General features: G+C 60.9%; 23 protein-coding genes and 1 tRNA gene. 13 read left to right on the forward strand and 11 right to left on the reverse strand.

Features of this window, described 5'->3' with window-relative positions; all coding sequences use genetic code 11:
* Position 1: 1 nt before the first annotated feature.
* Together BBX50_RS00770 and BBX50_RS00775 are read right to left on the reverse strand one after the other, a co-directional pair.
* Positions 2-556, reverse strand: coding sequence for a GNAT family N-acetyltransferase (locus BBX50_RS00770; RefSeq protein WP_244513086.1), 555 nt, complete (start codon positions 554-556; stop codon positions 2-4).
* The gene (locus BBX50_RS00775) at positions 541-1293 is read right to left on the reverse strand and encodes a CmcI family methyltransferase (protein ID WP_065773408.1); all 753 of its coding nucleotides are present in this window, start codon (positions 1291-1293) and stop codon (positions 541-543) included. The genes BBX50_RS00770 and BBX50_RS00775 overlap by 16 nt, the downstream gene beginning before the upstream one ends.
* Positions 1294-1482: 189 nt before the next feature.
* On the opposite strand from BBX50_RS00775, the gene BBX50_RS00780 reads away from it, so the two are divergent.
* The 5 genes from BBX50_RS00780 to BBX50_RS00800 all read left to right on the forward strand — a co-directional run bounded on the left by BBX50_RS00780 (position 1483) and on the right by BBX50_RS00800 (position 4787).
* Positions 1483-2028, forward strand: coding sequence for a dTDP-4-dehydrorhamnose 3,5-epimerase family protein (locus BBX50_RS00780; RefSeq protein ID WP_065773409.1), 546 nt, complete (start codon positions 1483-1485; stop codon positions 2026-2028).
* A gap of 82 nt (positions 2029-2110) precedes the next feature.
* Positions 2111-2581: an aminoacyl-tRNA deacylase gene (locus BBX50_RS00785; RefSeq protein ID WP_065773463.1), complete on the forward strand. Its 471-nt coding sequence runs from the start codon at positions 2111-2113 to the stop codon at positions 2579-2581.
* Positions 2582-2780: 199 nt separating this feature from the next.
* Entirely contained in the window at positions 2781-3116 is a 336-nt protein-coding gene (locus BBX50_RS00790) for a hypothetical protein (protein ID WP_065773464.1), read from the forward strand.
* A gap of 442 nt (positions 3117-3558) precedes the next feature.
* The gene (locus BBX50_RS00795; RefSeq protein WP_065773410.1) at positions 3559-4236 is read left to right on the forward strand and encodes a L,D-transpeptidase; all 678 of its coding nucleotides are present in this window, start codon (positions 3559-3561) and stop codon (positions 4234-4236) included.
* The gene (locus tag BBX50_RS00800; RefSeq protein WP_065791954.1) at positions 4233-4787 is read left to right on the forward strand and encodes an OmpA family protein; all 555 of its coding nucleotides are present in this window, start codon (positions 4233-4235) and stop codon (positions 4785-4787) included. The genes BBX50_RS00795 and BBX50_RS00800 overlap by 4 nt, the downstream gene beginning before the upstream one ends.
* A gap of 49 nt (positions 4788-4836) precedes the next feature.
* Here the strand turns inward: BBX50_RS00800 and BBX50_RS00805 are convergent, their stop codons facing one another.
* On the reverse strand, positions 4837-5988 hold the full coding sequence (locus tag BBX50_RS00805; RefSeq protein WP_065783874.1) for a hypothetical protein: 1152 nt from the start codon (positions 5986-5988) through the stop codon (positions 4837-4839).
* Between the two features lie 316 nt (positions 5989-6304).
* On the opposite strand from BBX50_RS00805, the gene BBX50_RS00810 reads away from it, so the two are divergent.
* Entirely contained in the window at positions 6305-9562 is a 3258-nt protein-coding gene (locus BBX50_RS00810; RefSeq protein ID WP_065773413.1) for an ATP-binding protein, read from the forward strand.
* Between the two features lie 351 nt (positions 9563-9913).
* On the opposite strand, the gene BBX50_RS00815 is transcribed toward BBX50_RS00810, so the two are convergent.
* Positions 9914-10807 carry an NAD(P)/FAD-dependent oxidoreductase gene (locus tag BBX50_RS00815; protein ID WP_065773414.1) on the reverse strand — a complete coding sequence of 298 codons (894 nt, stop codon included), beginning with the start codon at positions 10805-10807 and terminating at the stop codon, positions 9914-9916.
* Positions 10808-11007: 200 nt separating this feature from the next.
* Between BBX50_RS00815 and BBX50_RS00820 the strand changes: the two genes are divergently transcribed.
* Complete coding sequence (locus tag BBX50_RS00820) at positions 11008-11658, forward strand: TetR/AcrR family transcriptional regulator (protein WP_065773415.1); 651 nt, start codon at positions 11008-11010, stop codon at positions 11656-11658.
* 31 nt (positions 11659-11689) lie between these two features.
* Positions 11690-12553 (forward strand): methyltransferase domain-containing protein, encoded by an 864-nt coding sequence (locus BBX50_RS00825; RefSeq protein ID WP_065773416.1) that lies wholly within the window; start codon positions 11690-11692, stop codon positions 12551-12553.
* A gap of 198 nt (positions 12554-12751) precedes the next feature.
* Here the strand turns inward: BBX50_RS00825 and BBX50_RS00830 are convergent.
* Positions 12752-12828 (reverse strand) — tRNA-Arg (locus BBX50_RS00830).
* 391 nt (positions 12829-13219) lie between these two features.
* On the opposite strand from BBX50_RS00830, the gene BBX50_RS00835 reads away from it, so the two are divergent.
* From BBX50_RS00835 to BBX50_RS00845, 3 genes are read left to right on the forward strand one after another with little or no spacing between them, the layout of a single operon-like run.
* Positions 13220-14686 (forward strand): glycosyltransferase family 39 protein, encoded by a 1467-nt coding sequence (locus tag BBX50_RS00835; RefSeq protein ID WP_065783872.1) that lies wholly within the window; start codon positions 13220-13222, stop codon positions 14684-14686.
* Positions 14687-14742: 56 nt separating this feature from the next.
* Entirely contained in the window at positions 14743-15750 is a 1008-nt protein-coding gene (locus tag BBX50_RS00840; protein ID WP_083213502.1) for a UbiA family prenyltransferase, read from the forward strand.
* The gene (locus BBX50_RS00845; RefSeq protein WP_065773418.1) at positions 15747-16508 is read left to right on the forward strand and encodes an HAD family hydrolase; all 762 of its coding nucleotides are present in this window, start codon (positions 15747-15749) and stop codon (positions 16506-16508) included. The genes BBX50_RS00840 and BBX50_RS00845 overlap by 4 nt, the downstream gene beginning before the upstream one ends.
* Here the strand turns inward: BBX50_RS00845 and BBX50_RS00850 are convergent.
* Genes BBX50_RS00850 through BBX50_RS00860 form a run of 3 tightly spaced genes read right to left on the reverse strand, consistent with a single transcriptional unit; the run spans position 16492 to position 19385 of the window.
* The gene (locus BBX50_RS00850; protein WP_065773419.1) at positions 16492-17520 is read right to left on the reverse strand and encodes an NAD(P)-dependent oxidoreductase; all 1029 of its coding nucleotides are present in this window, start codon (positions 17518-17520) and stop codon (positions 16492-16494) included. The genes BBX50_RS00845 and BBX50_RS00850 overlap by 17 nt on opposite strands.
* A 31-nt stretch (positions 17521-17551) precedes the next feature.
* The gene (locus BBX50_RS00855) at positions 17552-19024 is read right to left on the reverse strand and encodes a GMC family oxidoreductase (protein ID WP_065773420.1); all 1473 of its coding nucleotides are present in this window, start codon (positions 19022-19024) and stop codon (positions 17552-17554) included.
* Positions 18987-19385, reverse strand: a complete 399-nt coding sequence (locus BBX50_RS00860; RefSeq protein ID WP_065773421.1) for a hypothetical protein — start codon at positions 19383-19385, stop codon at positions 18987-18989. Before BBX50_RS00860 ends, BBX50_RS00855 begins: the two co-directional genes overlap by 38 nt.
* 189 nt (positions 19386-19574) lie before the next feature.
* Between BBX50_RS00860 and BBX50_RS00865 the strand changes: the two genes are divergently transcribed.
* Positions 19575-20018, forward strand: coding sequence for a GtrA family protein (locus BBX50_RS00865; RefSeq protein WP_161490840.1), 444 nt, complete (start codon positions 19575-19577; stop codon positions 20016-20018).
* A 66-nt stretch (positions 20019-20084) separates the two neighbouring features.
* Here the strand turns inward: BBX50_RS00865 and BBX50_RS00870 are convergent, their stop codons facing one another.
* The 3 genes from BBX50_RS00870 to xylF all read right to left on the reverse strand — a co-directional run bounded on the left by BBX50_RS00870 (position 20085) and on the right by xylF (position 23474).
* Positions 20085-20870 carry an ATP-binding cassette domain-containing protein gene (locus BBX50_RS00870; RefSeq protein ID WP_065773423.1) on the reverse strand — a complete coding sequence of 262 codons (786 nt, stop codon included), beginning with the start codon at positions 20868-20870 and terminating at the stop codon, positions 20085-20087.
* 12 nt (positions 20871-20882) lie between these two features.
* Entirely contained in the window at positions 20883-22208 is a 1326-nt protein-coding gene (locus BBX50_RS00875; protein WP_065773424.1) for a sugar ABC transporter permease, read from the reverse strand.
* Positions 22209-22436: 228 nt separating this feature from the next.
* Positions 22437-23474 carry a D-xylose ABC transporter substrate-binding protein gene (gene xylF, locus BBX50_RS00880; RefSeq protein ID WP_065773425.1) on the reverse strand — a complete coding sequence of 346 codons (1038 nt, stop codon included), beginning with the start codon at positions 23472-23474 and terminating at the stop codon, positions 22437-22439.
* A 345-nt stretch (positions 23475-23819) separates the two neighbouring features.
* Here xylF and BBX50_RS00885 point away from each other — a divergent pair, with 345 nt between their 5' ends.
* Entirely contained in the window at positions 23820-25046 is a 1227-nt protein-coding gene (locus tag BBX50_RS00885; RefSeq protein WP_065773426.1) for an ROK family transcriptional regulator, read from the forward strand.
* Positions 25047-25164: the final 118 nt, after the last annotated feature.

Below are 25164 nucleotides of genomic sequence, written 5' to 3' on the forward strand. Positions count from 1 at the left end.
GTCAGGCCTCACCCAGCAGGAGCTCGAGCAGCGCGACATCGTGGTGCTGCCCGCCGGCGTCAGCGAAGTGTTTCTCCATCTTGCCGACGACGCGGTATCCGAGCGACAGATGAAGCTTCATGGAGAGGTCGTTATCCACCCTGATCTCGGCGAGAAGCTTGCGCAGGCCAAGCTTTTCCCGGCCGAGCGCGATCAACTGGCGGAGCGCCGAGCGGCCGAGCCCGCGCCCACGCGCGTGTGCGGCAAGTACGATGCCGCCATAGCCGGTTGCGTTCCTGCGGTGAATCTGGGTCACCTGAACATAGCCAACCGCCTTTGCGGTCGCCGTGTCCTCTATCGCAAGAAAGGTTTCACAAGGCTGGTTCTTTCTTCGCTCCACCCAAGCCGTAAGGTCGGCATCAGTCGTTCCGTCAGGCACGGTCAACAACAGCGATTGCAGGTCCCGATCACGGCGCAGTGCAAACAGAAGAGGAAGATCGCTATCGGAAAGGGCACGCAGGCGAGCGTCGTCCTTTGGCGTGACGGCGATGTTCCCGGTTTCTACTTGCGCACGCACTTCAGATAACCTCCAGGGGAGCTGGAAAGCACCAGTTTGCCGTTGAGCACAGGGTCGGTTTCGAAGTGATCCGTTTCCTTGAGATAGGCATTGAGCGCGGCATAGGGCTCGTCGCCCGGATGCCAGACCTTCGAGCGTTTGGTCGGCGTCTGCGATGCGTCTCCCCAGCCGAGCAACGTATCGGCAACGACGATATACTGCCCTTCTGTGACGAGCGGGCCGTAGGTGCGCAGCTCGTCAAGCACGTGGTCGCGGCTGTGGTCGCTGTCGAGCACCACCATGACCGAAGCGCCTTCGGGGATCTCGGCCTTCACCTTCGCCATCGTTTCAGCCGATGTCGAGGGGCCCTCGATCAGCGTGATGCGCGAGGACATCGGATGCTTTTCGATGGAGTCGCGGTTGTGGGCGCGGATGTCGATGTCGACGCCGATGACCTTGCCCTTGCCGATCAGTTGCAGCATCGCGGCCATGAAGATCACGGAGCCGCCACGCGCCACGCCCGTCTCGATGATGATATCAGGCTTGGTGTTCCAGATGACTTCCTGGGTCGCCATGACATCGGCAGGCATCTGGATGATCGGCACGCCCATGAAGGACCAGAGATAGGAGTAGTCGTACTTGTCGAGCGTTACCAAGGTTTCGTGCGCTTGCTGGAAAGCGGCTTGATCCCTGCCGAGCGCAAGCGCCATTTCCGTCTTGTGGGCTTCGAATGCGAGACGATCGTCTGCTACTGTCATTGCTGCCTGACACCCTATCTTGATGCAATCTACGGATGCGCCATCGGTTGCGAATCGCGATCCACGGCGGTTTCACCGATTCGTAACGCTTTCCTGTGAACGCTTTCATGTCGGCAATTGCAAATACGGTCAAGGCCGGTTTCTTAAGGGCGAAAAGACGGGTAGATCTTGGTTCTGGCGGAAGGTTCCATGTCGCGATTCGATCGAATTTCTACACCTATAGCGGGTCTTACCGTTGTCGAGCGGCAACGCAGGGGCGACGATCGCGGCTTCTTTTCGCGCTTCTTCTGTCGTGACGCGCTTGCCGATTTCGGCGTGGGCGGCACGGTTGCGCAGATCAATCACACGATGACGCAGGCGGCGGGCACGATCCGCGGTCTGCACTTCCAGCGCGCGCCACACGACGAGGCCAAGTTCGTCTCGTGTTTGGCCGGCGCCGTTTTCGATGTGGCGGTCGACATGCGGCCGGGATCCCCGACCTATCTGCACTGGCATGGCGAGGTGCTGAGCGCACGGAACGGTCGCTCGATGATGATCCCCGGCGGTTTTGCCCACGGATTTCAAACGCTCGCAGACGATTGCGAGCTGATCTATCTGCACGACAAGCCCTATGCACCCGAGGCCGAGGGCGGGCTCAACCCGCTCGATCCGAGACTTGCCATCGCCTGGCCGTTGCCGGTCGCGCAGATGTCGGCGCGTGACCAGGCCCTGCCCGTGCTGCCGATGGCGAGCTGACTGCCTTTGTCCATCGTTGACTTCACGATGGATGGGAGGAGAATGAAATCTCCGCGCCACCACGACAGAAGGGGTGTCGACGATGACGATCGCCAGAAAACTTCAAGACTATATCGATGGTGCGGGGGTCGCCTACGACACCGTTGACCACCACCGCACGGCCACCACCAGTCAGACCGCAAGGGCAGCACACGTGCCCGGCAGCAGGCTTGCCAAATCCGTGGTCGTCCACCACGAGATGGGCTACGTGCTCGCCGTGGTTCCGAGCACGCATCGGGTTGAGCTTTCCACCTTACAGGACGTGATGGACCGCCGCCTCGGGCTCGCTTCGGAAGAGGAGGTTTGCTCGCTCTTTGCCGATTGCGATATCGGCGCGGTGCCGCCCGTTGGATCGGCCTATGACGTGCCAGTGCTGCTGGATGAAAGCCTGGGCGAGGTGAACGACGTCTATTTCGAGGGCGGCGACCACAGGACGCTGGTGCACATGAGCGGACCGAACTTCCGCAATCTGATGAAGGATGCGCGCGTCGCCCGCTTCAGCCATCCGGCGTGAGGATCGGGTTGATCGGTTCCTCCACCACCGCTGGTTTTCCCGGCGGAGGCGGCGCATGTCGCTGTGTGAAGGGCTGGCCGTCAACCAGTGGTCGACTGGCGCTCTGGCTGGAATGCGCCGGCGAGACCTTGCCAAAGTCCGGACTTGGCGGCACCATCGCCTGGACAGACATCGATCTGTCGGGTTGGGGGAGGCGATAATGACGCCGAGGACTTTGACCAGAATTCTCGCAGTCCTTTTGGTTGCAAGCGCCGCACCGGCACTTTGCGCTCAAGCTCTGGCGCAGAACAGTATTTTCGACCAGTTTCCGATTGTGGTGGCTTGCGAGTACAAGGGCACGCACCACGCGTTCTATCTGTCGAAGGTGACAGCGGACGGCACGGCGACCTACATGGCGTCGGACAATTTTGCCGGTACCATCACGCTGACGGGGGAAGCGAAGGCGGTCGGTGCCGAAGAGGGCGGAACCTGCCTTGGAAAGACGATCGAGGAATTGAGGGCGTCCGGCCAGGCGCGGGACATCAGGGCCAACTAGCTGCCTCAGCTCGGCTCCGGCGTGGGCTTCATCCATCTGAGAACTGCTGTCTCGGCCTTGGGTCGGCGGCCATCGCCGGTTTCCGGCAGACCCTGAGCCCGATGGAGTACCGCTTTGCGTTGAAGCTGGGCTCGCTCGCAATCGTCTGCGCGTTAGGAATGCGGGGGCGTTTATCGGATTGGAATCAAGATATAAATTGCGATTATACCGATACTTGGAAATAGCTGTCGTGGCCTTCCTTTCCGCGGTTGAGAACAGCTCATCTATTCAGGTGATATTTCGTTGGAAAGAATGCAAAACCTCCTGAAATAAGGTGGTTTCGGACAGGACGATCCTTGCGCGTCAGCCGTTCGCAGAAACGAAACCGCATAATTTTCTGTTGTAGCAATCAAAAAATCTGATTTACTGCCACCCGCTGCTTGGCTTTGAGGGGATATTGCCGATGGAGTTCACCCGCAGGGATATTATGCTTGGTGGTTTGGCGCTGCTTAGCGCCGGCGCGGTTCACAAACCCGCATCTGCTGCGGCGACGTCCTATTTTTCCGGCCCTGCCGTCGACAATGGCGTGACCTACCGCAGCACGAATTTCGCCAAGATCGATCGGAAATGGCAGCGCCAGGTCGTCAAGTATTTCAGCAGCGAGCCAATCGGCACTGTCGTTGTCGATACCAGGCACCATTTTCTCTACCTGATCATGGAGAACAAGACGGCTATCCGCTATGGCGTCGGTGTCGGGCGCGACGGCTTCAAGTGGTATGGCCGCGCCACGATCGACCGGAAATCGCTCTGGCCGCGCTGGACGCCGCCGCCGGAAATGCGCGAGCGCCATCCCGAACTGCCCGAATTCGTCGACGGCGGTTCGCCGAAGAACCCGCTCGGCCCGCGCGCTATGTATCTGCTTCGTGATGGCGTCGATACCGGCTATCGCTTCCACGGCACGCTCGAACCCGGCAGCATCGGCAAGGATGCCTCGAGCGGCTGCATCCGCATGTTCAACGAAGATGCGATCGATCTTTATCAGCGTTGCCCCATCGGTACCGCCGTGCAAGTCCTGCCGCACATCGCCGAAAAGGCCCCCGAGGTCAGCCAAGCAACCCCGGTCGCAACCCCGGTCGAATGAGGAATATCACCCTGATGCCCGCTATGCCCGGATATACGAGGCTGCTGTCTGTTGCGGCCATTCTGCTGACGCTGACTGCCTGCAACACCACCGAGATTGCTGCGGTCGAAGAGCCGGCTGTGGTGCCGATGACCGGAAAAACCGACGATCCGGCGCCCGGCTTCGAAACCGTATCTGCCGGCACCGAAGAAGACTTCATCCTCAATGTCGGCCGCCGGACCTACTTCACGCAGGATTCGTCCGCGCTCGATTCCGTTGCCAAGGCAACGCTCGACAAGCAGGCGATCTGGCTCAACAGCAACCCGCGCTGGCTGGTGAAGCTGCAAGGATTTTCCGACGACAGCGGCTCCGGTTCCAAGATGGAAACGCTGTCGCAGAAGCGCGCCGACGCGGTGTTGGCCTATCTCGTCTCGAAGGGCGTGGACGCGAACCGCATGTGGGCCAAGGGCTACGGCAACGACCGCGAGGTCCGCGACTGCACCGAGCGCTCCTGTAAGGTGCAGAACCGCCGCGTCGTTTCCAATTTGAGGACGGAACGCGACGCGCTCTGAATGCGGGGGTGTCTGTTCGCCGATTTGCGCGGGGGCGGAATGCCGCGATTCATTCGGGCAGCCCGCTCTTTCGCAATGCGTCGGCGAGCGCTTTCGTGGACGACGGTCCCCCTTCGAACACACCGACCGTAAAGCCCGGTGCGACCTCCAGCAGCCGCTGCACCGTGGCATGTGCCGCGGTAAGGTTGCCGAGATTGACTTGGCTTATCGCCAGATAGGCATAGGACACGCTGAAGTGCGGGTTGGACTGGATTGCCAGCGTCGAATAGGCGGCGGCCTCGGTGAAGCGGCTGCTGAACAAATTGACGATCGCAAGCGCACAATAGGGGTGATAGTTCAAAGGATCGAAGGGGCTCAGCCGCAGCGCCTTGTGAGCGTGCTCAACCGCCCGTTCGCACTGTGCGCCGTGGGCGTTTGCGAGCGCGCTGAATCCGAGCGCCAGCGCCGAATTGCAGTCCAGTCTTAGCGCCCTTTCGAGCACCCCGATCGCTCCTTCATAGTCACGCGTGATATTGGCGTGGACGAAAGCCGCGATGCTCAATGCCTGCGCATCATTCGCGCCGATTCTCAACGCAATATCGACATGCTCCAGCGCCGCGGCCCTGTCCTCGGGACGGAAACCGCCGCGGAAGAAGCGCTGTTCATGACCCCATGCTGCATAGCCGTGCGCCGCGACGTAGTTTGGGTCGAGCCTCAGCGCTTCGCCCAGCAGACGCAGGGCCTCGTCGGTATCGGCGGGAGTGTTCGCGTGCACATGTGGCATGGCGCGAAGATACAGATCATAGGCATTGAGATTGCCGGGTCGCTTGCGGCGCGCCCGGTCGATCTCGGCACGTCGCAGCGAGGGCTCGATCGCGCCGACGATGGTCTCTGTCAGACTATCCTGCAGATCGAAAACGTCCTCGACCGCGCCCTCGAACTTGTCGGCCCAAAGATGGGTCGCGGAGGCGGCCTCGATCAGCTGTCCCGTGATGCGCAACCGATTTGCGGCCTTGCGGACACTTCCCTCTAGCACGTAGCGGACGCCGAGTTCCTTGGCGACCTGGCGTAGATCCACATTCGTGTGTTTGTAAGCGAAAGTGGAATTCTTGGCGATGACGAAAAAGCCTGAGACCTTCGACAGACTGGTGATCAGATCTTCGACCAGTCCTTCAGCGAAATAGTCCTGTTCCGGGTCATCGCTCGTGTTGGCGAACGGCAACACAGCGATCGACGGGAATTCCTTGTATTACCGCGGGAAGGTTCGCATGGCGTTTTCGGCCCGGCTAAGCCGTTTTCCCGCACGGCTTGAAGCGCTCGCTGTTCGCGCGAGTGAGGAATTTTTTATATTAATCAATTATTCAGGCGTTTTTATAAACTCAGGATTGCTGAGCCGGCGTAAATGGGAATGCTCCGTAAGCGGTCTGGCGCTCGGCAGAAAAGAAAGACCGTGCAGCGAAACTCGTGAGTGTTGCCCGGGGGTCGGTGCCCAGGGTTCACCACCCGAACATTTGTGAAATACGAGAAGGGAAACAGCAGTGCAACAAGCGCTTCAAACATTGAAATATTGGTTTGATGTGGAGGCGCTCACGACCCCAAATGCCGAAGAGGATAATGACAGGGGGGCGGATCACTTCGTCACCTACGTCAGAGACGCTACGCTTCCTTGGGAGCCACGATTTCGACAACCCCAGCGGCCCCACAAGCACTTCGTTCGCTTCGGGATCGTTCCGAGGACATCGTATGAACAGGAACTCCTCACCGCGTTGGAAACAGCGTCAGCACCGGACTATGATTCCGGCGGACAAAAGGACAAGAAGGCCTACACCTTCTTGGGTGTCTTCGAAGTTGACGCCAAGGGATATGCTCAGGTTGGCACCCTGCAGATGTCGGCTTTCGCGGTCGCGTTTTCTCGCCTGAAGAACAGCGGGCAGTTGGAGTTTCGCACCTACCACGAAACGCTCACCGAATATTTTGACAAGGAAGCTCAGCGATTGGCTGCCGAGCCGATTTCCGTCGATGGGGCATTTATCGACAGGTTGGCGGGAAAGGCGATATCGTTGCTGAACTGGACACCTGCCGGCATGAAAGACGGGCCAAGCGTCATCGTCGTCAGCAAGGCGGTTATCGGTGAGGATAGGAGAGCGAGAAACCCGCAGATCGATCCAGTGAACGGGTTCTTCCTGGAAGAGATCGATGCGGTGATCAGCGGTATCCGCAATAAGGAGCCAACCGGTCTGGTGGTCCCTTATCTGGCCGAGCCGAGCGACAGTGGCCGGATTGACTGCACCAAAATCGAGTCCATAGACGCGAAACTCTCCCTGGATCTGCTTCCCGATGGTCGCTGGCCGGCCCAATTCCCGCTGACGCTGATGCAGCAGGTCGCGGTGAACGAAGGTTTGCGGACGCTGCGGCCCGGCGGAATGTTCTCTCTCAACGGGCCGCCGGGAACCGGAAAAACGACGTTGCTGATGGATGTCGTGGCCGCGGTAATTGTCGAGCGCGCGAAAATTCTCGCCAGCTACTCGAATCCAAGGGATGCTTTCGAACGACGATGGCAGGTTCAATATCAGGGCAAGAAGCCGGCCAACGTCTATGCTCTCGACGGTCGACTGCATGACTTCACGATGGTGGTTGCCAGCGCCAACAACGGCGCGGTCGAGAACGTCACGCGTGAGTTTCCCAACGGTACCAAAGTCGCTCCTCGGTACCGCGACAGGGCCAACTATTTCTCACCGACGGCAACCGCCTTATTGAATACGGTCACAGAAGGCGATGACGATGACGCTGTTGAAGAACAGGATGAGGTCAAGGCTTGGGGATTGATTTCAGCTGTCCTCGGCAAGATGGCGAATAGGACCAGCTTTGCCAACGTCCTGAACGCAAAAACAAGCGACGGAGCACGCAGTCCAGCGAACATATTTCGTCAGTTGGACGAGGAGGCGGGAACTGTCGACTGGAGTACGGCCCGAAGGGAATTCACTGACTCCCTCGCGCTGGTTTCCCGTCTCAAAGACGCGATTGCGAATTTCGAGTCCGTATCGAGCTCTCTCCCCGATCTGCGAAAAGCCGCAGCGTATTGGGCAGAAGAATTAAAGACGCGTCATGAGGCCGCGGAGGTCGCGAAAGCAGCCGGCATGGCAGCCGCCTCTGCACTTGCAGACTGCGAAGAGGAGTTTCGTTCCGCCGATAAAGGAGCCGACTTACGGCGGCCTGGCGGGGTGATGTACATTTTGGCGCTTCTCCCTTCGACACTGAAAATCTCCAGATCTGCCAGAAATCGGATTGCCTTGTTCGAGGCTGCGATCGAACACCGAACACAGTGCGAGGCCGCACGAAACAGCGCCCGCACCGCCGCGAGGCAATCTGAGCAGCTCCTGAAAGCCAAGGCCGGCGCCGTGAGCGAAGCTCAACAAAAACATGAGTCCGCGAAACAATCACTCGCAACACAGAACACTCAGCTCGAGACCCTGAGGGGCAAGTTGACCGGTCTCGTTAGCTTTAACGACCTCACCTCCGCTTCGGAACATGACCGTCAGCAGATGTTGCCGCGCATGTGCGATGCTCTCAATGACGCCCGCGCAATGGTGTTCGTCAAGGCAATGGCTCTACATCGCGCATTTGTTTTCGGCGCGGGAAATGCCTTCTCCGGAAATCTGAAGCGAGCCCTTGGCATGCTGACAGGGGACAGGAACCTGGCCCCTATCATTAACGCCGCCGGCAGGGATCTTTGGACGACCTTGTCGCTGCTGGTACCGGTGGTGTCGACCACGTTCGCATCATTTGCACGTTGCTTCGCGCATATGCCCCGTGGCGGGATCGGATGGTTGTTTGTAGACGAAGCTGGTCAGGCCGTACCCCAACACGCGGTCGGGGCGCTGGCGCGGGCAAAAAGGGCCCTTATCGTTGGGGATCCGCTGCAAGTGGAGCCTGTCATTACGCTCGACAAGAACGTTGATGCGAAACTTCTGGAGCGTCACGGCGCCCGTGTCAGGCACCAGTCGACTGCAACGTCTCTGCAGGTGATTGCCGATCAGAACAATAAGTTCGGCACATACCTCGATTCCCATACGGGAGAGCGGGTGTGGGTTGGTTCCCCGCTGAAGGTGCATCGACGCTGCGTCGAGCCGATGTTCTCCATATCCAACAAGATTGCCTACAACAAAACGATGGTTCTCGGGCGAGGCAAGTCCGAGGAGGAGGTAAGGCTAACCGAAGGCGATGCCAAGAACGCGCGAGCTCCCAGCCCATTGTTCGGCCCAAGCTCCTGGATTGACGTTCAGGGGACGGAAGGATGCGAAAAACACTATATTCCAGCTCAAGCGGATATCGCCCTCGGACTGGTGAAGACCTACTTGGCCAACGGGTGGGTCAATGAAAAGACGGGCATGCCAAACCTGTTTGTCATTTCGCCGTTCAAGACCGCGGCCTCGGGCATGCGGACAGATCTGAAGCGGACGCGAAGGGAGTGGGCATCCCATATCCCGACGAAAGAGTTTGACAAGTGGGTTAAACGGTCGGTCGGAACCGTACATACATTCCAGGGGAAAGAGGCTGAAAGTGTCATCTTCCTGCTGGGGGGATCAACGTTCAACGCCGTACGATGGGCGGCTTCCACCCCGAACATTTTCAACGTTGGCGTCACTCGAGCTCAGCGGCGTCTATACGTTGTCGGCGATTGGAACGAATGGATGAAATGCCCGCTGGTTAAAGGCACCATGAACATCGAAGGATGGAGAGTCTCCCGTGATGTTGCCCTTGACCGCATAAACTCCTCGCTCAAAACAATCGCCTGAGGGAAAGGCTAGCGGAATTCATCTGAGTTTCGCTAGCTAGGCGCGCAATCGGTCAAGGCGTCATTTCGACTCGAGACGGAATCGATCGCCGCATGTTTCAAGTATTTTTTCGACGCGCTACGATCGTCTGCGAACCCCGCAACAATGTTGTTGCTCGTGCACCAGATGTGGCTCTTTTGATTGTCTCCATCGCCTCTTTCTGTGAGAAGCTCGTCAGAGCGAAAATTTCGGCTGTTTACGGTTCTTTAACCATAAAACTCCATCGAGTCCTTTGATTGGCCGAGTCCTCGGAAAAAGCGCCGCCGCCAGGCTACTACGGTCGATGGACGCTCGAAATCCGCCTGCTTCTTCTCAGACCAGCATCGACTGCTGGGCCGAGATGCCCGCCGTCGCTCCCTGCGATATTGCCGTGGTGACCGAGGCCATGGCTGGATTTGCAAGATCGCCGGCAGCATAGATGCCGGGCATGCTGGTTTCGCGGCGTTCGTCTACCTTGAGTGCGATGCCGAAGGGCGTATTGACCGTGGCGAGGCCCAGTGGGTCATGAAGGCTCGCGGACGGCTTGTTGCGCGGATGTGCGAACAGGATGTCAACCGCGGCACTGCGGCCGCTCTCAAGATTGACAGTAGTAATTTGGCCCCGGTGATGTGCGATCTCAACGACCCGGCCTTCGACGACACTTATGTTGCGTCGATCCAGATCGGCGCGAATCTCGGGTGAAATATCGTGACCATCGGCGAATACCGTCAACGTTTCGGTCCAGTCGTGGTACAGCCTGACATAATTGTGCGACGGCGGGCCGGACCAGACGAGGCCCCAATGCTGGTCGGCGACTTCAAAGCCATCGCAATAGGGGCAGGGCACGATGGATGTGCCCCAGCTTTCGGCAAAGCCCGGCACATCAGGCATCTGGTCGGCAACGCCATAGCTCAGTATCAGGCGACGCGCGCCGAGGCTTTCGCCATCGCCAGTGAGGACGGAGAAATCGTCGATGACGCCGGAGATCCTGTCGGCCCGAGCGTTCACTAGCTTGACCGTGGAATAACGCGCCAGTTGCTGCCGCGCCGTGGCCAGGATGTCCAGCGGTGGCTTGTGATCGTGGCCGAGCAGACCATGCGAATGGCGGGCGAAACGATTGCGCGGCACCCCGGTATCGAGAACGGTGACCTTGCGACGGGCACGCCCGAGCTGCAGGGCGGCGGCTAGGCCAGCAAAGCTGCCGCCGATGATTATGACGTCATCCATGGTGATGGGCTCCGTGTTGTGGATGGAGGTGGTGAGGCTGGGCCTGGCGCGCAATAACGTTCAGTGACGCGCATTCGATATCGCTGTGCGTCGAATGGAAACCTGAGTTGACGGACACGATGAAATCCACGCTTGGAACTTATGTAACTCCGTAGTATCGTAATTCAGCAATAACGATACTGTCAAGGATCTTAATTATCGTGCCCGAAGAAAACGTCCGCGCACGGCGCGGCCGGCCCGCCAACCAGGCGCTTGGCCAAACGATTGTCGACGCCGCCGGCGAACTTTTTGCGGAATTGGGTTTTCAAGCGACGACATTGGAGAAGGTCGCCCAGCGAGCGAAGATATCCAAGCTCAGCATCTATCGCCACTTCGAGAACAAGGAAGCGCTGTTCGGCGCGGCGTTTTCGGCTCGCTGCCAGCAGCTAATACCGCAGGCCCTTTTTGAGGGTGTCGACGGTTCGGCCGAAGAGCAACTCATGGCGGTGGGATCGTCGCTGCTTCGCACGCTGCTGCGCCCGGACGTGCGCGGGGTCGAAGCCATGGTCATGGCCGACGTCACGAGCCAGATGTCGTTGAGCAAGCTCCATTACGAAGCCGGGCCTGCCCATATCATTGCCCAAGTCGAGGCCCTGTTGCGCCAGTTGCACTCGAAGGCACTTCTAAACGTGCCTGATCCTCTCCAGTCTGCCCGCTTGTTCGCCGCCCTTTTCAAAGGCTCCGATCTGCTGCTCATCGCACGCTTCGATGAGGCAAAAGCCCAGGACGACAACGAGATCCAATCCTATTGCCGATCGGCCGTCGCCATGTTCATCGCGGCGCACGGTCGAACCGATCACCCGCGGGGATAGCTCGCTTGAAGATCAGAGCAGGGATCATGCCATGACAGAGAATGATGTTTATCAGGTATCCGACTGGAAAGGTCAGGGCGGGGAGCGCTGGGTCGCCTACCAGGCCCGGCTCGATGCGATGGTGGCGGTGTTTGGCGAGGCCGCGATCGAGGCCGCCGCGCCCGTCGCGGGTGAACGCGTGCTGGACATCGGTTGCGGCGCGGGGGCATCTAGTCGAGACTTGGCCAACCGTGTCGGCGCGGGCGGCCAAGTCGTCGGCATGGACATATCCGAGCCGCTGATCGACAAAGCGCGCGCGCTAGCGCCGCAGCATTCGGCCGCCTCGTTCCAGGTGGCCGATGCCAGCAGCGCCGAGCTTCCGCCGGAGGCGTTCGACATTCTGTTCTCGCGTTTCGGGGTGATGTTCTTTGACAATCCCACAGCGGCGTTCACTCACATGCGCCGCGCCCTCCGTCCGGGCGGACGGGTCGCTTTCGTCTGCTGGCGCAGCATAGCCGAGAACGACTGGGTGAGCCTGCCGATGGGCGCGATGAAAGGAATCATCCCGCCGATGACGCCGCCCAATCCGGAAGCGCCCGGCCCGTTCTCGTTCGGCGACCAGGGGCGTGTGGCGCGTATTCTAACGGCGGCGGGCCTCACCGATGTCGCTATCACGCCCTTCGATGCATCCATCCCGTTCGGCAAGGGGGAGACGCGGGATGCGGCGCTCGACGACGCAGTGAAGATGACACTCGAGGTCGGCCTGCTGGCTCGCTCTCTCGTTGATCAGCCCGACGATATCCGCGTCCGCGCCGCGGTTGCGGTTCGCACCGTCTTCGCGGGGTTCACTCGCGAGCGATCAGTGATGATCGACGGCGCGGCGTGGATCGTCACCGGCCGCAATCCGGCAAGCTGAGCGGGATTGATACGACGACCACTGCTGCGAGGACTGGCGCAAACTGGAAACCCAGCTTTGGCATCATGCCCACCGAGAGCAGAGACCGTAATATGGGGTCTGATTGATGAGGATGCGTATGGATCCGCACTTATTGTGTCACAGTCCGCGCTTAGTGGCATCTAGTCCGCGATTATGTGGCGATCAGGATGAATTTATTGGCGCACCCGACAGGATTCGAACCTGTGACCTTTGGAATCGGAATCCAACACTCTATCCAGCTGAGCTACGGGTGCATCCGTTGGCGGCAGGGCCGCCGAAGCAGGCTGTGAGCGGTTCTTAGCCTAGCTTGCGTGTCGCTTCAATGGTCAATTGCAAGAGATTGTGGTAGAAACGTCTATCCTTCGCTGCGCTGTGGTCGCGGCGCATCGCTTCGGGCAAACGACGCGTCGGGCGGGCACGCAACTGCCTCAGGCGGTATAACCCGCTTGGTGTAGCTAGAATTGGTCAGGCGAACTTCCTTGCGACGAAGGATGGCGCACTATAAATTCTATATTATAGAAAATACTAATTTAGATTGTCCGATGCTCCGATTACGTTTTTTGGCGAGGGGGCAGTTTTTTGGCCATTCGAGACCTCACGACCGGTGAACCGGCATTGGAGAGGCTGCGCTCCGATCCCGCGTTGATGCTTCTTCTCGTCCTGTCTGCAGCGCTCTTTGTGCTGAACACCTGGAACGGCATCGGCATATTGCCCGATTCGACGCGCTACATGCAGATTGTCAGCACGCCCTATGACGCGCCGCTCTATGCGTGGCTGTTGGGTGCCGGGGGATCCCTCGGACTTGAGCTTGAGCACGTCGCGCTGGGCGCTGCGTTTCTGCTCTATCTTCTCAATACCTTTCTCGTTTTTTCCCTGTTCAAGACGGCGCTGCCGGATCAGCCGTTCTTCTCAACGGTCGGAACGCTGCTGATCATCGTCAACCCGACATTTCTCTGGACGAGCACCATTGCGATGTCAGAGGCGCTCTTCCTCGCGCTGTCATTTCTCGCCATCGGCTTTTTCATTCGCTACCTGCGGGGGCAGGGGCGGGGATCCTTGCTTGCGTCGTCGGCCTGCATTGGGCTTGCCATGCTCGCCCGCTTTGTGGCGCCGCCGATCGGTGCCGCCTTCGCGACCATCGCGCTCTTTTACAATTCGGCCCGTTCCGTCCGTCAGAGGCTCGTCGACGTTGTCCTGCTCTTCATTGGCAGTGCCGGTATCTTTCTTGCCTGGGTCATCGTCAGCAAGCTCCTTGTCGGCCGGGCCGTTGGGCGTGAGCTCTGGTTCTACGGCAACGCCGACGCGGAGCGCTGGCTGGCCGGCCTTTCGCTGCTGGCGAGCTTCCTATTGCCCAGCCAGGTACCGCAGGTCATCCGCATTCCGGTGCTGCTTCTGACGCTTGCCGTCGCAACTGTGGTCCTGGTGCAGACCCTGACGCGGAACTGGCCCGAGCGCCGGCCCGACGATCGTGATCTGCTTGTGCTTATCTTCGGCCTGTTCGGCTTTTTCTACTTGCTGTTCGTCGTGCTCGCCGTGCACGTCGAGGCGAACCTGCAGCTCAATTCGCGTTACTCGCTTCCCTTCTACGTCAGCATCGTCTTCGTTGTGGTGATCGCAGCGGCCGACTACTGCGGCCGGCGGGTTGCTTTGCCGATCGCCCGGCGCTCGGTCGCCCTCATCCTGCTTTGCCTTCTCGCCATCCACGGTCTGCGCAGTGCTGCGCAGACTGCTGAAGCCTTCCGGGAAGGCGTCGGCTTTCAAAGCACGGCGTGGAAGTCGTCACCGATCGTCGGCGCCGTGCGCGCGCTGCCGGCAGACGCGGTCATCTTCACCAATGCCTGCGACCCGCTCAACTTTCTGACGCGCCGGTCGACGGACTGGATCCCCTCTTACAGCGAGAGGCGCACTGGCCTCGAAAGTGACGCAGGTCCCCTTAACGCGCAGCTCGAGCGATTTCGCAAGGACCTGGCAAACAGGAATGCCTATGTCGTTTTCGTCGATGCGATCGACTGGCGATTTTACCTGGTGACGGAAAAGGAGCTCGTCCAGCTCGCCAAGCTGAAGCTGGTGCGCTCCGAAAGCGACGGCCGCATCTACCAGGCGGAAAAATAAGCGCGCGCTTGGAGCGCGAAGACAGGAGCGGGTGATCTGCAGCCGAGGAGAGGGACATGCCTGCGAACCAGGAAAATACGACCGGTGTCGAGACGCTAGGCGGCCAGCCGCAAGGACAGATGGCCGATTACCTGTCGCTTGCCCGATTCGACCACGTCACCAAACATGTTTTCATCCTGCCGGGGCTGATCCTCGCCTGCGCGCTCAGCACGCCGGACCTCACCGCCCTGGTCGTCAATATTCCCGTGGGCCTGCTCAGCGCGGTGTGCATCGCGTCGGCCAATTATGTCATCAACGAATGGCTGGACCGGGAGCGGGACGCGGCCCATCCGACCAAGTCGAAGCGCCGCGCGGTCGTCGTTGAGATGCAGCCGCGTATCGTCTACGGCGAGTATCTGCTTCTTGCGGTCGCAGGGTTGCTGCTTGCCTCGGTCATCGGCAAGCTGTTCTTCGTCACGTCGGTACTCTTCCTGCTTTCCGGTATCTTCTACAACGTCGAGCCGATCCGGGCGAAGGACAAGCCCTATCTCGACGTGCTGACGGAGTGCCTCAACAATCCGATCCGCTTTCTACTCGGCTGGGCGATCGTCGACCAGGCAACCCTGCCGCCGGTCAGCGTGCTTGCCGCCTACTGGATGGCCGGCGCCTTCCTGATGGCTGCCAAGCGTCTTGGCGAATACCGCGACATTGCCGCCCATGCGGGGGTTGCCGTTCTGAAGAAGTACCGGCGTTCGTTCGAATACTACACGGAGGAGAGCCTTACCGTTTCCTGCTTCGTCTACGCGATGATGACGGCGTTCCTGCTGGGCGTCTTTCTTGTCAAATACCGTGTCGAATACATTCTCGTCTTTCCTTTCATCAGCGGCCTCTTTGCCGTGTATCTCTGGCTGGCCACCCGCCCGGGCTCGGTGGTGCAGCGGCCGGAAAGGCTGTTTCATTCGCGCCGGTTGGACGTCATGTTGACCCTGACCGTCGTCGTTTTCCTGTTTGCGAGTTTCGTTGACGTACCGGTGCTGGACTTCATGGCCGCCTCGTTCCTCGTTCCGATAACGTCGCTGCAATGATCCGTTCAGCCCTGCCGAACGGCCCGGTCGATTGGGATCAGTTGCGCCTCGTCGTCTTCGATCTTGACGGCACGCTCTACGATCAGCGGCGGTTGCGCACCATGATGCTGCTGCGGCTTCTTCTTGATGCGGTGCGTGCGCGCAGCCTCGACACCATTCGCATTCTGCGGGCGTTTCGTGACTGCCGGGAAGAGCTTGGCAATGCGATGGCGGCGGACATTGCAACGCGGCAGTTCGAGCTTGCTGCCGAGCGGTGCGGGCGTTCCGCCGAGACAGTCAAGACGACGGTCGAGGAATGGATCGAGCGCCGGCCCCTCGATATCCTAAAGGCCTGCCGGTGTCGCAGCATCGAGCGGGTGTTTGCCGGTCTGGCCGCACAGGGCAAAACGCTCGCCGTTCTCTCCGACTATCCCGCTCTGGCGAAACTGAAGGCGCTCGGTCTTGATGCGGATATCGTCGTCTGCGCGACGGACCCCGAGGTCGGCGCTTTGAAGCCTCATCCGGCCGGCCTTGCCCATGTACTCAGTCGCGCACAGGTGTCGACCGGAGCGGCGATCATGATTGGCGACAGGGTGGATCGGGACTGGGCCGTCGCCAACAGCCTGGGCATGCGTGCCCTGATCCGCAGCTCCAGGCCGATTGCGGGTGTCGACACGTTCCGCGGCTATGATGACGAAATCTTCGGCCCCGTCATCGAGCGGCTCGGGCCGGTCGGTACGACGGCATCGTCCTCACGCTCCATCACGACATCATCTTGAGCAACCAGAGGGCACCCTGCTTGATTGGGGTGCGGTGAGGGCTCTTCGCCGCCACGGCGGCTGCCACTTTGGAGCTCTGCCGATACCAGTCGTAGCTCTCCTGCAGCATGGTTTCGTTTGAGTATTTTGGGCGCCATCCCATGGCGAGCAGCGGCTCGACGTCGAAGTAACATTCCTTGTGATAGGTCAGGTAGTGCCAGGGGACCAGGGGCGAGATCCTCAGCCAATGGAGCGCCCGCAGCGTGTTGATGGTGGCCGAGGTCGGAAGGCTTCTGACTTTCGATGTGCTGCCCGCGTAGCGGATCAGGGCTTCCAGATCGTGGCGCAGCGTGCCGAAGCGATCGGTCCCGACGTTGTAGGTGCCGCTCCGGCCGGCATTCAGCGCCAGCATATAAAAATCCATGAGATCGTGGGCATGGACGAACTGGAACTTGATGTTGCCCGATCCGATGACATAGACGGCGCGGTTCTCGGTGATCCACTCGAAGAGGATCTGGAAGATGCCGAGGCGGCCGCCGCCGAGCGTGGCGCGTGGCCGGATGGTAATCAGGGTCATCCCGGCAGCGTTGCAGATTGCCTCTGCGACCTCTTCGCCGGCGCGCTTCGACTTGCCGTAAGGTTCGACCGGGCGAAGCGGGGTTGCCGCAGTGATTGGCCCGGAAGGGGGGATGCCATAGGCTGCGGTCGAGCTGACATGGATCAGTGACCTGACGCCCGCCTTGGCGGCCTCCTCGCAGACGATGCGGGTGCCTTCGACATTGACGTTCCAGTAGTCGCGACCGGCATCCGTCTGTGCCACGAGGGCGGCATTGTGGTGCACGATGTCCACGTCGGGCATGGCCGCCCGCACGCCGTCGCGATCGAGTACCGAGCAATTGACGAATTCGATGTCCGCCGGCCGGGTGTGGTCCTCCCAGACGTCGAGGACCCGCACCTGGTCGCCCTGTTCGCGCAGCCGTCTGGCTGCAAGGTTGCCGATGAAGCCCGATCCGCCGGTGATGAGATGCCGCATGTGTCCCTCCAGCCCCTTGGGGATTGTCCGATCAGATCGCCCGATCCGCGAGCGCGCGGGTGACGTTGCGATGCGCGACAGCCATGACTGTGCCCTGCGGGTTGACGACCGTCGGGCCACACAGAAGCGAAGCGTCGGCAAGGTAGAGATTGCTGGTGCCGTGCACGCGCCCGAACGAATTCGCCGCGCACTTCTCCATGTCTTCTCCCATCGGGCAGGACGAGAAGAGATGAAGCGCTGTGGCGTTCGCCTGTTTGGGCGGAAGCGTCTCGGGAAGCTTGCCGATATCGGCCAGCGATTTCAGCACCGGGTAGCCGGGAATGCTGGGATAGACCGCAAGGGCGCCGGCAGCAAAGAGAACCTCGGCGAGGCGCGCGAGGCCGTCGGCCAGCTCCTTCAGGTCCGCCGGTTGAAGGCCGACGCGCACCAGCGGATCGCGAAAGCCGGGCAGGGATCTGACCTTGCCGGATCCACCGGTGCTTTGCACATAGTAGATCGCCATGCGGCGCCAATCCTGGTCGACCGTGTCGATCATCTCGGGGTGGGCTGCCATAGCGAGCGCCAGCGCCGGCCGCTTGCTCATCGAACAGCCCATGCTGAAACGCGGGTCGAATTCCTTGATCTGATGGACGGGTTCGAGTTCGCCGGGTGTGTTGAGCTCGTCGGGAAAAACGGCCACCACTTTCAACATCGGATGGAAACGCAGGCTGTCGCCAACATGGCGGGTGATGCCCGAGCGCCGCAGCAGCCACGGGGTCTGAACCGCACCGCCGGCGACGAAGACCGTCTTGGCCTTCAGTTCGATCTGGCGCGGGCCTGTCGCACCGTTGCTGCGGGCCTGGACCAGCCATTGACCGTTCGATCGGGTGAGCTTGGTGACGCAGGTGTCGGGCATGAGCATGCCGCCTGCCTTCAGAAAACGCGGCACGAAAGTTTCCGACATGGATTGCTTTCGACCCGGTGCTCCCCCAACGGCACCGGGTGCGTAAGCATAAAGGCGCGGTACTTCGAGGGATGACCAGCCGAGCCGCCTTGCGCCCTCGTCGAGCCGTGTCGACAGCTGCGGCGCCGGCCCAGGCAGGTATTCGACCCGTGCCACTGCCTCGCAGGCGTCAAAATGCGGGATGAGCTCCTCAAGCGTCAACGCATCGACCCGATAGTCCCGGCTCCATCGTTCAAGCACCGACTGCGGCGTGCGGTGATAGAGGCCCCGGTTGATCTCGCTTCCGCCGCCGACACAGCGCCCTTCGACATAGGCGATCTTCGTGGCGCCGAAGCCGATGTTCACCCCGGCGTTGCGGTACTTCTGCAATATTTCTTCGCGTGAGAAGTGGGGGGCTGACTCAAGCGCCAGATGCGGGCCTTCCTCGAGCATCAGCACCGATTTTCCCGCCTCGGCGCAGCGGGTGGCGGTCACCGCCCCCCCCGGGCCGGATCCAATCACGATGACGTCGGGGACAAGCCTCTCAGGGGCTGGCCGGCGCTCCGGTTGCAACAGGTTCATGCTGATAGTCCTGGCCGTAAAGGTCTGAGTAAATACCGAATAATGCCAATGAAACATGGAACTCGACGAAGCGCCGCTTGAACTCCAGGCGGGACCGCCGCCACTTGTCGAGTTCGCTCAGTCGGTCTTCGAGCGGAAGATGATGAAAAAATCTGCCTCTGCTGAGCAGGGGCCAGGCATTGAATAGAAGCACAAGGATATGAAAGGGCGGACGCAGATAGTCTGGCATCTGCCGGTGGACGCGCAGGAGAAATTCCGCGGCGCGCACACCCAGAGCACCCCGCCGGTCATCGATAGAGCCGCGTTCATGGGCAATCGTCTCGGCGAGCGCCAGGATGGCCTTCTGAAAATGCTGCGACATGACCGAGCCCGTTATCAAACTGGCCCCATTTGGAGCCTGACGCTGTGCTGATGAATACGGCTGCCTGCTCTTTACTGCTTGTATTTCTATCTGTTCTTATAAGCAAAAGCTACATAAAGATTGCTTTCGGCCAGCCGCCGACCATGGATGTGCGGGCCGCAGGACGTCGCCAAATGCGAAGGGCACCTGATGAGACGCCTTCGGGACATGAGCTTTTTCCGTTACTTCGCCTTTGGCTGCATCGCGGCGAGCCTGCAGGTGGCGACACTCGCTTTGCTTGTGGAGGTGGGGCGGCTCGGTCCCGTCTATGCGTCCACCATCGCCTTCTACTTCGCCGTCATTGTCAACTATTTCCTGCAACGGCGCTACACGTTCCGCTCCGACGAGCCACATCTTCGGGCCCTGCCAAAATTCGTGGCGGTGTCGACCATTGGCGCCGGAATAAACGCGCTCGCCTTCAGCCTACTTGCGACCGTCATGCACTATGCCATCGCCCAGGCCCTGGCGCTGCTGCTCGTCTTCTCGGTCAACTACGCTATCAGCCGTGCGCTGATCTTTCGCAGGAGAGAGCCCGGAGAGGCGTCGGCGACGCGGCCGGCGACCACAGCGGAACCCGCCCAAACAGGCAAATGAAAATGCCGCGCCCGGGGGCGCGGCATTAGAGAAAGGACGAGCATCCTCGGTGGGACCGAGCAGCGCTCACGCCATCTGCATGGCGCCGGGGCCGGGGATCGCCTTTGGCGGCACCTTGCCCATGATGATCATGCCGAGCACTTCGTCCTTGGTCACGTCCTCGGTGCGGGCCTGGCCGACGACCTGGCCGTTCTTCATGACAGACACGCGGTCGGCGAGGTCGAAGACGTCGTGGATGTCGTGGCTGATCAGGAAGATGCCGATGCCTTCGCGCTTCAGCTGCTTGATGAGGTCGCCGACCTGGGCCGTTTCCTGGGGGCCAAGCGCTGCTGTCGGTTCGTCCATGATCAGGATGCGGGCGTCGAACAGGATCGCCCGCGCGATCGCCACCGATTGCCGCTGACCGCCGGAAAGCGCCTTCACCGGCTCCTTGAAGCGCTGGAAGTTGGGGTTGAGGCGCCCCATGACTTCGCGGGCCTTGGCCTCCATCGCCACGTCGTCGAGCGTGCCCCAGGGGGTCCTGAGTTCGCGGCCGAGATAGAGGTTGGCGGCGGCATCGACGTTATCGGCGACGGCGAGGGTCTGGTAGATCGTCTCGATGCCGTATTTCTTGGCGTCGCGCGGGTTGTTGATGTCGGCAGCCTCGCCATTGATCAGGATCTCGCCGGCATCGCGCTTGTAGGCGCCCGACAGGATCTTGATCAAAGTCGACTTGCCGGCGCCGTTGTGGCCGAGCAGGGCCACGACCTCACCGGGGTAGAGATCGACGGAGGCGTTGTCGACTGCGTGGATGCCGCCGAAGGAGATGGAAATGTTCTTCATTTCCACGAGCGGAGTGCGTTGGTCTTTCATGGATCGTACTCCTTACTTGGCGCGGGCGCGGTAGATGGTGTCGAGCCAGACGGCAACGACGAGAACCACGCCGACGACGATGCGCTGGAACGGACTGTCGATCCCCAGGAGCACCATGCCCGACTGTAGTGATTGCATGACGAGCGCGCCGATCATGGCGCCGGCGATCGTGCCGACACCGCCGGCAAGCGACGTGCCGCCGATGACCGCAGCGGCGATCGTGTAGAGCTCGTCGAGTTCGCCTTGCGCATTGGTTGCTGCGTTGAGGCGGGCTGTCGAGATCGCAGCCGCGATGGCGCAGAGAATGCCCATCAGCGTGAAGATCTTCACGGTGACCCAGCGCGTCTTGATGCCGGCAAGTTCGGCCGCTTCCGGATTGCCGCCGAGCGCAAAGACATAACGGCCGAAGCGCAGGCGCGTGGCGATGAAGGTCATGACGATGCCGACGGCGATGGCGACGAGTACCGGAATGGCGATGCCGTGCGAGATCTGCAGACCGCCGTCCGGCCAGGCGATGCCGTTGGCGTCGGCAAATTTGCGGGCGATGTTCGTTGGCCAGTAGTAGTGGTTGGCGACCGAGATCGCGCCGAGGACCAGCACGCAGCCGAGGATCGACAGGAAGTACTCCGCCCAGACAGGACGGAGCGGGAAACCGAAGCGCTTGCGCTGCTTGCGCGAATTGAGGATGGCGCCGACGATGGCGATGCAGGCGAGGATGCCGACGATCCAGCTTGCCGTGGCGCCGATCGACCCTTCGGTGCCGCCGCCCATGAGGCGGAAGGTGGCGTTCATCGGCGCAACCGTCTGGCCGCTGGTCACGAACCAGGTGGCGCCGCGCCAGACGAGCAGGCCGCCGAGCGTGACGATGAAGGCGGGCACGTTGAGGAAGGCGATGATCGAGCCCTGCAGCGCGCCGATGGCCGCACCGACGGCGATGCCGCTCAAAAGCGTGATGATCCAGATGGCCGGATGCTCGAGACCGAGGAACTGTGGCAGGAATTTCACCTGCATGACGCCCATGACCATGCCGCAGAAACCGAGCACGGAGCCGACCGACAGATCGATGTTGCGGGTGACAATGATCAGCACCATGCCGGTCGCCATCACGGCGACGGAGGAGGTCTGGACCGTCAGGTTCCAAAGGTTGCGCGGCGTCAGGAACAGACCACCGGTCATGATCTGGAAGCCGACCCAGATGATGACGAGTGCGCCGACCATGCCGAGCAGCCGGGTGTCGATTTCGGTAGCACGAAAGAACCGCTTCACCGGGTTTTCGTCCGCTGTGCGGGCGCGATTTGCCTGTGCGCCCTGTGTCTTGCCTTGTGTGATGTCGGCCATGGACGTGCCTTCCCCCCACTTATGTTGTTGATGTTGTCGCGTCTGAGGGCACCAAGAGCCGGGATTGACGCGACAAGTCCGGTGCGACGGCAGAAATCGAACGTTTGCCTGGGATGCGCTGGTCGCGCATGCGGCATTGTCCGCCCCGCTTTCACCTTGCGCAAGCGCCGCAACGGTGTGCGTTGCGGCGCTCTTGAAAGGTTAGAGCTTAAGGTCTGCCGGAGCGGTTTACTTGCACGCTGCGACGTCGCCCTTGACGCCCTGGCACGCTTCAGCCTTGGAGATCCAGCCGGCGTCGATGACGACGTTCAGGTTGTCCTTGGTGATCGGCAGCGGTGCGAGGAAGACCGACTGCATGGCCACGCCCTTCGGTCCGCCATTGAAGGTGGTGACATCAGCGACTTCTTCCATCTTCTTGCCGCCGGCAAGTTCGACAGCGACTTCTGCGGCGCGCTTGCCGAGTTCACGCGAGTCCTTCCAGACCGAAACGGTCTGCGTGCCGAGCGCCACGCGGTTCAGTGCCGCCTTGTCGGCGTCCTGGCCCGAAACCGGAACGGAACCGGCGAGGCCCTGGGCGTCGAGTGCTGCGATCGCGCCGCCGGCGGTGCCGTCGTTCGAGGCGACAACGGCATCGACCTTGTTGTCGTTGGCGGTCAGGAACTGCTCCATGTTCTTCTGGGCGTTCTCCGGCTTCCAGCCGTCCGTATAGGCTTCGCCGACGGTCTTGATCTTGCCGGCGTCGACAGCTTCCTTCAGCACTTCCATCTGTCCGGAGAACAGGAAGTCGGCGTTCGGGTCGGCGGAAGAACCCTTGATGAAGACGTAGTTGCCTTCCGGCTTCACCTTGAACACTTCGCGGGCCTGCATGCGACCCACTTCCTTGTTGTCGAAGGTGATGTAGAAGGCCGCCGGGTTTTCGATCAGGCGGTCGTAGCCGACGACCGGAATGCCTTCGGCGGCGGCCTTTTCGATCGCCGGGCCGATGGCGTCGCTGTCCTGGGCAAGCACGATCAGCGCGTTGGCGCCCTGGGCAATCAGCGATTCGACGTCGGTCAGCTGCTTGGCGGCCGACGACTGCGCGTCAGCGGAGATGTACTTGTCGCCGGACGCTTCGAGTGCTGCCTTGATGGCGGCTTCGTCGGTTTTCCAACGCTCTTCCTGGAAGTTGGACCAGGAAACGCCAACGACCAGGTCCTTTGCCTGGGCAACGGAATGCAGGGAAACGATGACGGCAACGCCTGCCATCAGCTTCAAAACGGATTTCATTTCATCCTCCCGAGTGACGGCCGGCCGAGCGTGCGAACCTCCCGCACCATCCTCCGCCAGCCTGGAACGCTGTCGAAGATCGTGCCGCTACACCGTGCGGAATTATTTTCTCGACAGTCGAGAAAATGAATGTCATGGATTCTGGAGGCTGTCAACATCGTGAGGACACGGCGTTTACGGCATCAACAAAGGGCTTCTCACGCGGCCCGTCGATTGTTCCTCGACCGCCAGGAAATTCGATGCCACAAGGCTGTCGACAAGGCTGACCGCGTCTTGTCTCGCTGCTCAACAGATGCTTTGGGAGGGGCATGTGTTCGAAGGATCCGCCACCGACAGGGACGTCTCATGCTGACCAAGTCCAGCACTGAGCTCGTGCGCCAGCAGAACAGCGCACTGGTCCTCGCCGCGCTCAGGCGTTCCGGCAATCTTTCCCATACCGAGATTTCTTCAGAAACAGACCTTGCCTCGGCGACCGTTTCAGCAATCACGGCCGAGTTGGAGAAGGCAGGGGTCCTCGCCAAGGCCGAGCAGCATGTTCAAGGCGGGCGAGGGCGGCCGCGGGTCCTCTTCACGCCGCGCCGGGACTACGGCCATCTCGTCGTCGTCAGGATCTCATCCGACATCGTGCAATATTCGCTGATCGATTATGGCGGCACGCTGCTCGACCGCTTCGACGAGGCGCGAAACCACGACGAGCGCGGCACGGCCCCTTTTGCCCGTTCGTTCGTGGAAGCGCTCGAACGCCTGCTACAGCGCTCGCGGCTCGACCGGGATCGGGTGCTGGCCGTCTCGATCAGCAGCAAGGGCCTTGTCGACGGCGAGGCGGCGCGGCTCTTGTGGTCGCCGGTGTTTGGGCGCGAAGAGTTGGATTTTGCCGCACTGCTTGCGCCTGAGTGGCGCGCGAAGGTCATGCTGAGCAATGAAACCCTGCTGGTCGCACAGGCGCTTGCCGCGCAAGCCGAGCGAAAGCCGGAGAGCGGGTTCAGGGCGCTTGCGGCAATCTCGCTCGGTCATAGCATCGGCCTAGGTGTCGCCCGCAAGAACCAAAGCGGCGAGATGGACGTCAGCGCGCCGAATTTCGGCCATATGTTGCACGCGCCGTCGGCGGGCCTGTGTCGCTGCGGCGCCTATGGCTGCATCGAGGCGGCTGCCGGCTTTTATGGAATCCTGCGTGCCGCCTTTGAAGTGCCGCCAGACACGATCCCCGCCAAATTCGTGCCGGTCGCCGAGCTCGACAAGATTGCAGCCAGCGCCCGGCAAGGCCACCGCATGGCCGGCTACGCCTTTCGCCAGGCAGGCGTGGCACTCGGCAACGGCATCTCGCGCATGTTGAGCCTTTACGAGCGCATGCCGGTTCATGTCACGGGACCGGGCACCCGCTATTTCGATCTGATGCGGCCGGGGATCGATGAAGGGCTTCAGCAGTCCATGCAGGTTCGGCTTCAGGGCGCACCGGAAATATCGATCGTCGCCGATGAGCAGCGCCTCGTCTTCGAGGGCCACCTGGAGCGGGCGTTGGGTGTGATCGACGGCGAAATCGCCACTGCGGGCGCTTCTGTGATGCACGGCTGAAGAGCGCCTTTTTTGCGCAACCATTTTTGGGGTTGTGCCGGAGGCGAACAGATCTGGTAATACAATTTACAGTTATTTAGCGACTCCTTGTCAATGTGACGATGACGCGGGAGACACT

It is taken from the genome of Ensifer sp. LC11, assembly GCF_001695835.1.
In the GTDB taxonomy this organism is placed as follows: Bacteria; Pseudomonadota; Alphaproteobacteria; order Rhizobiales; family Rhizobiaceae; genus Ensifer.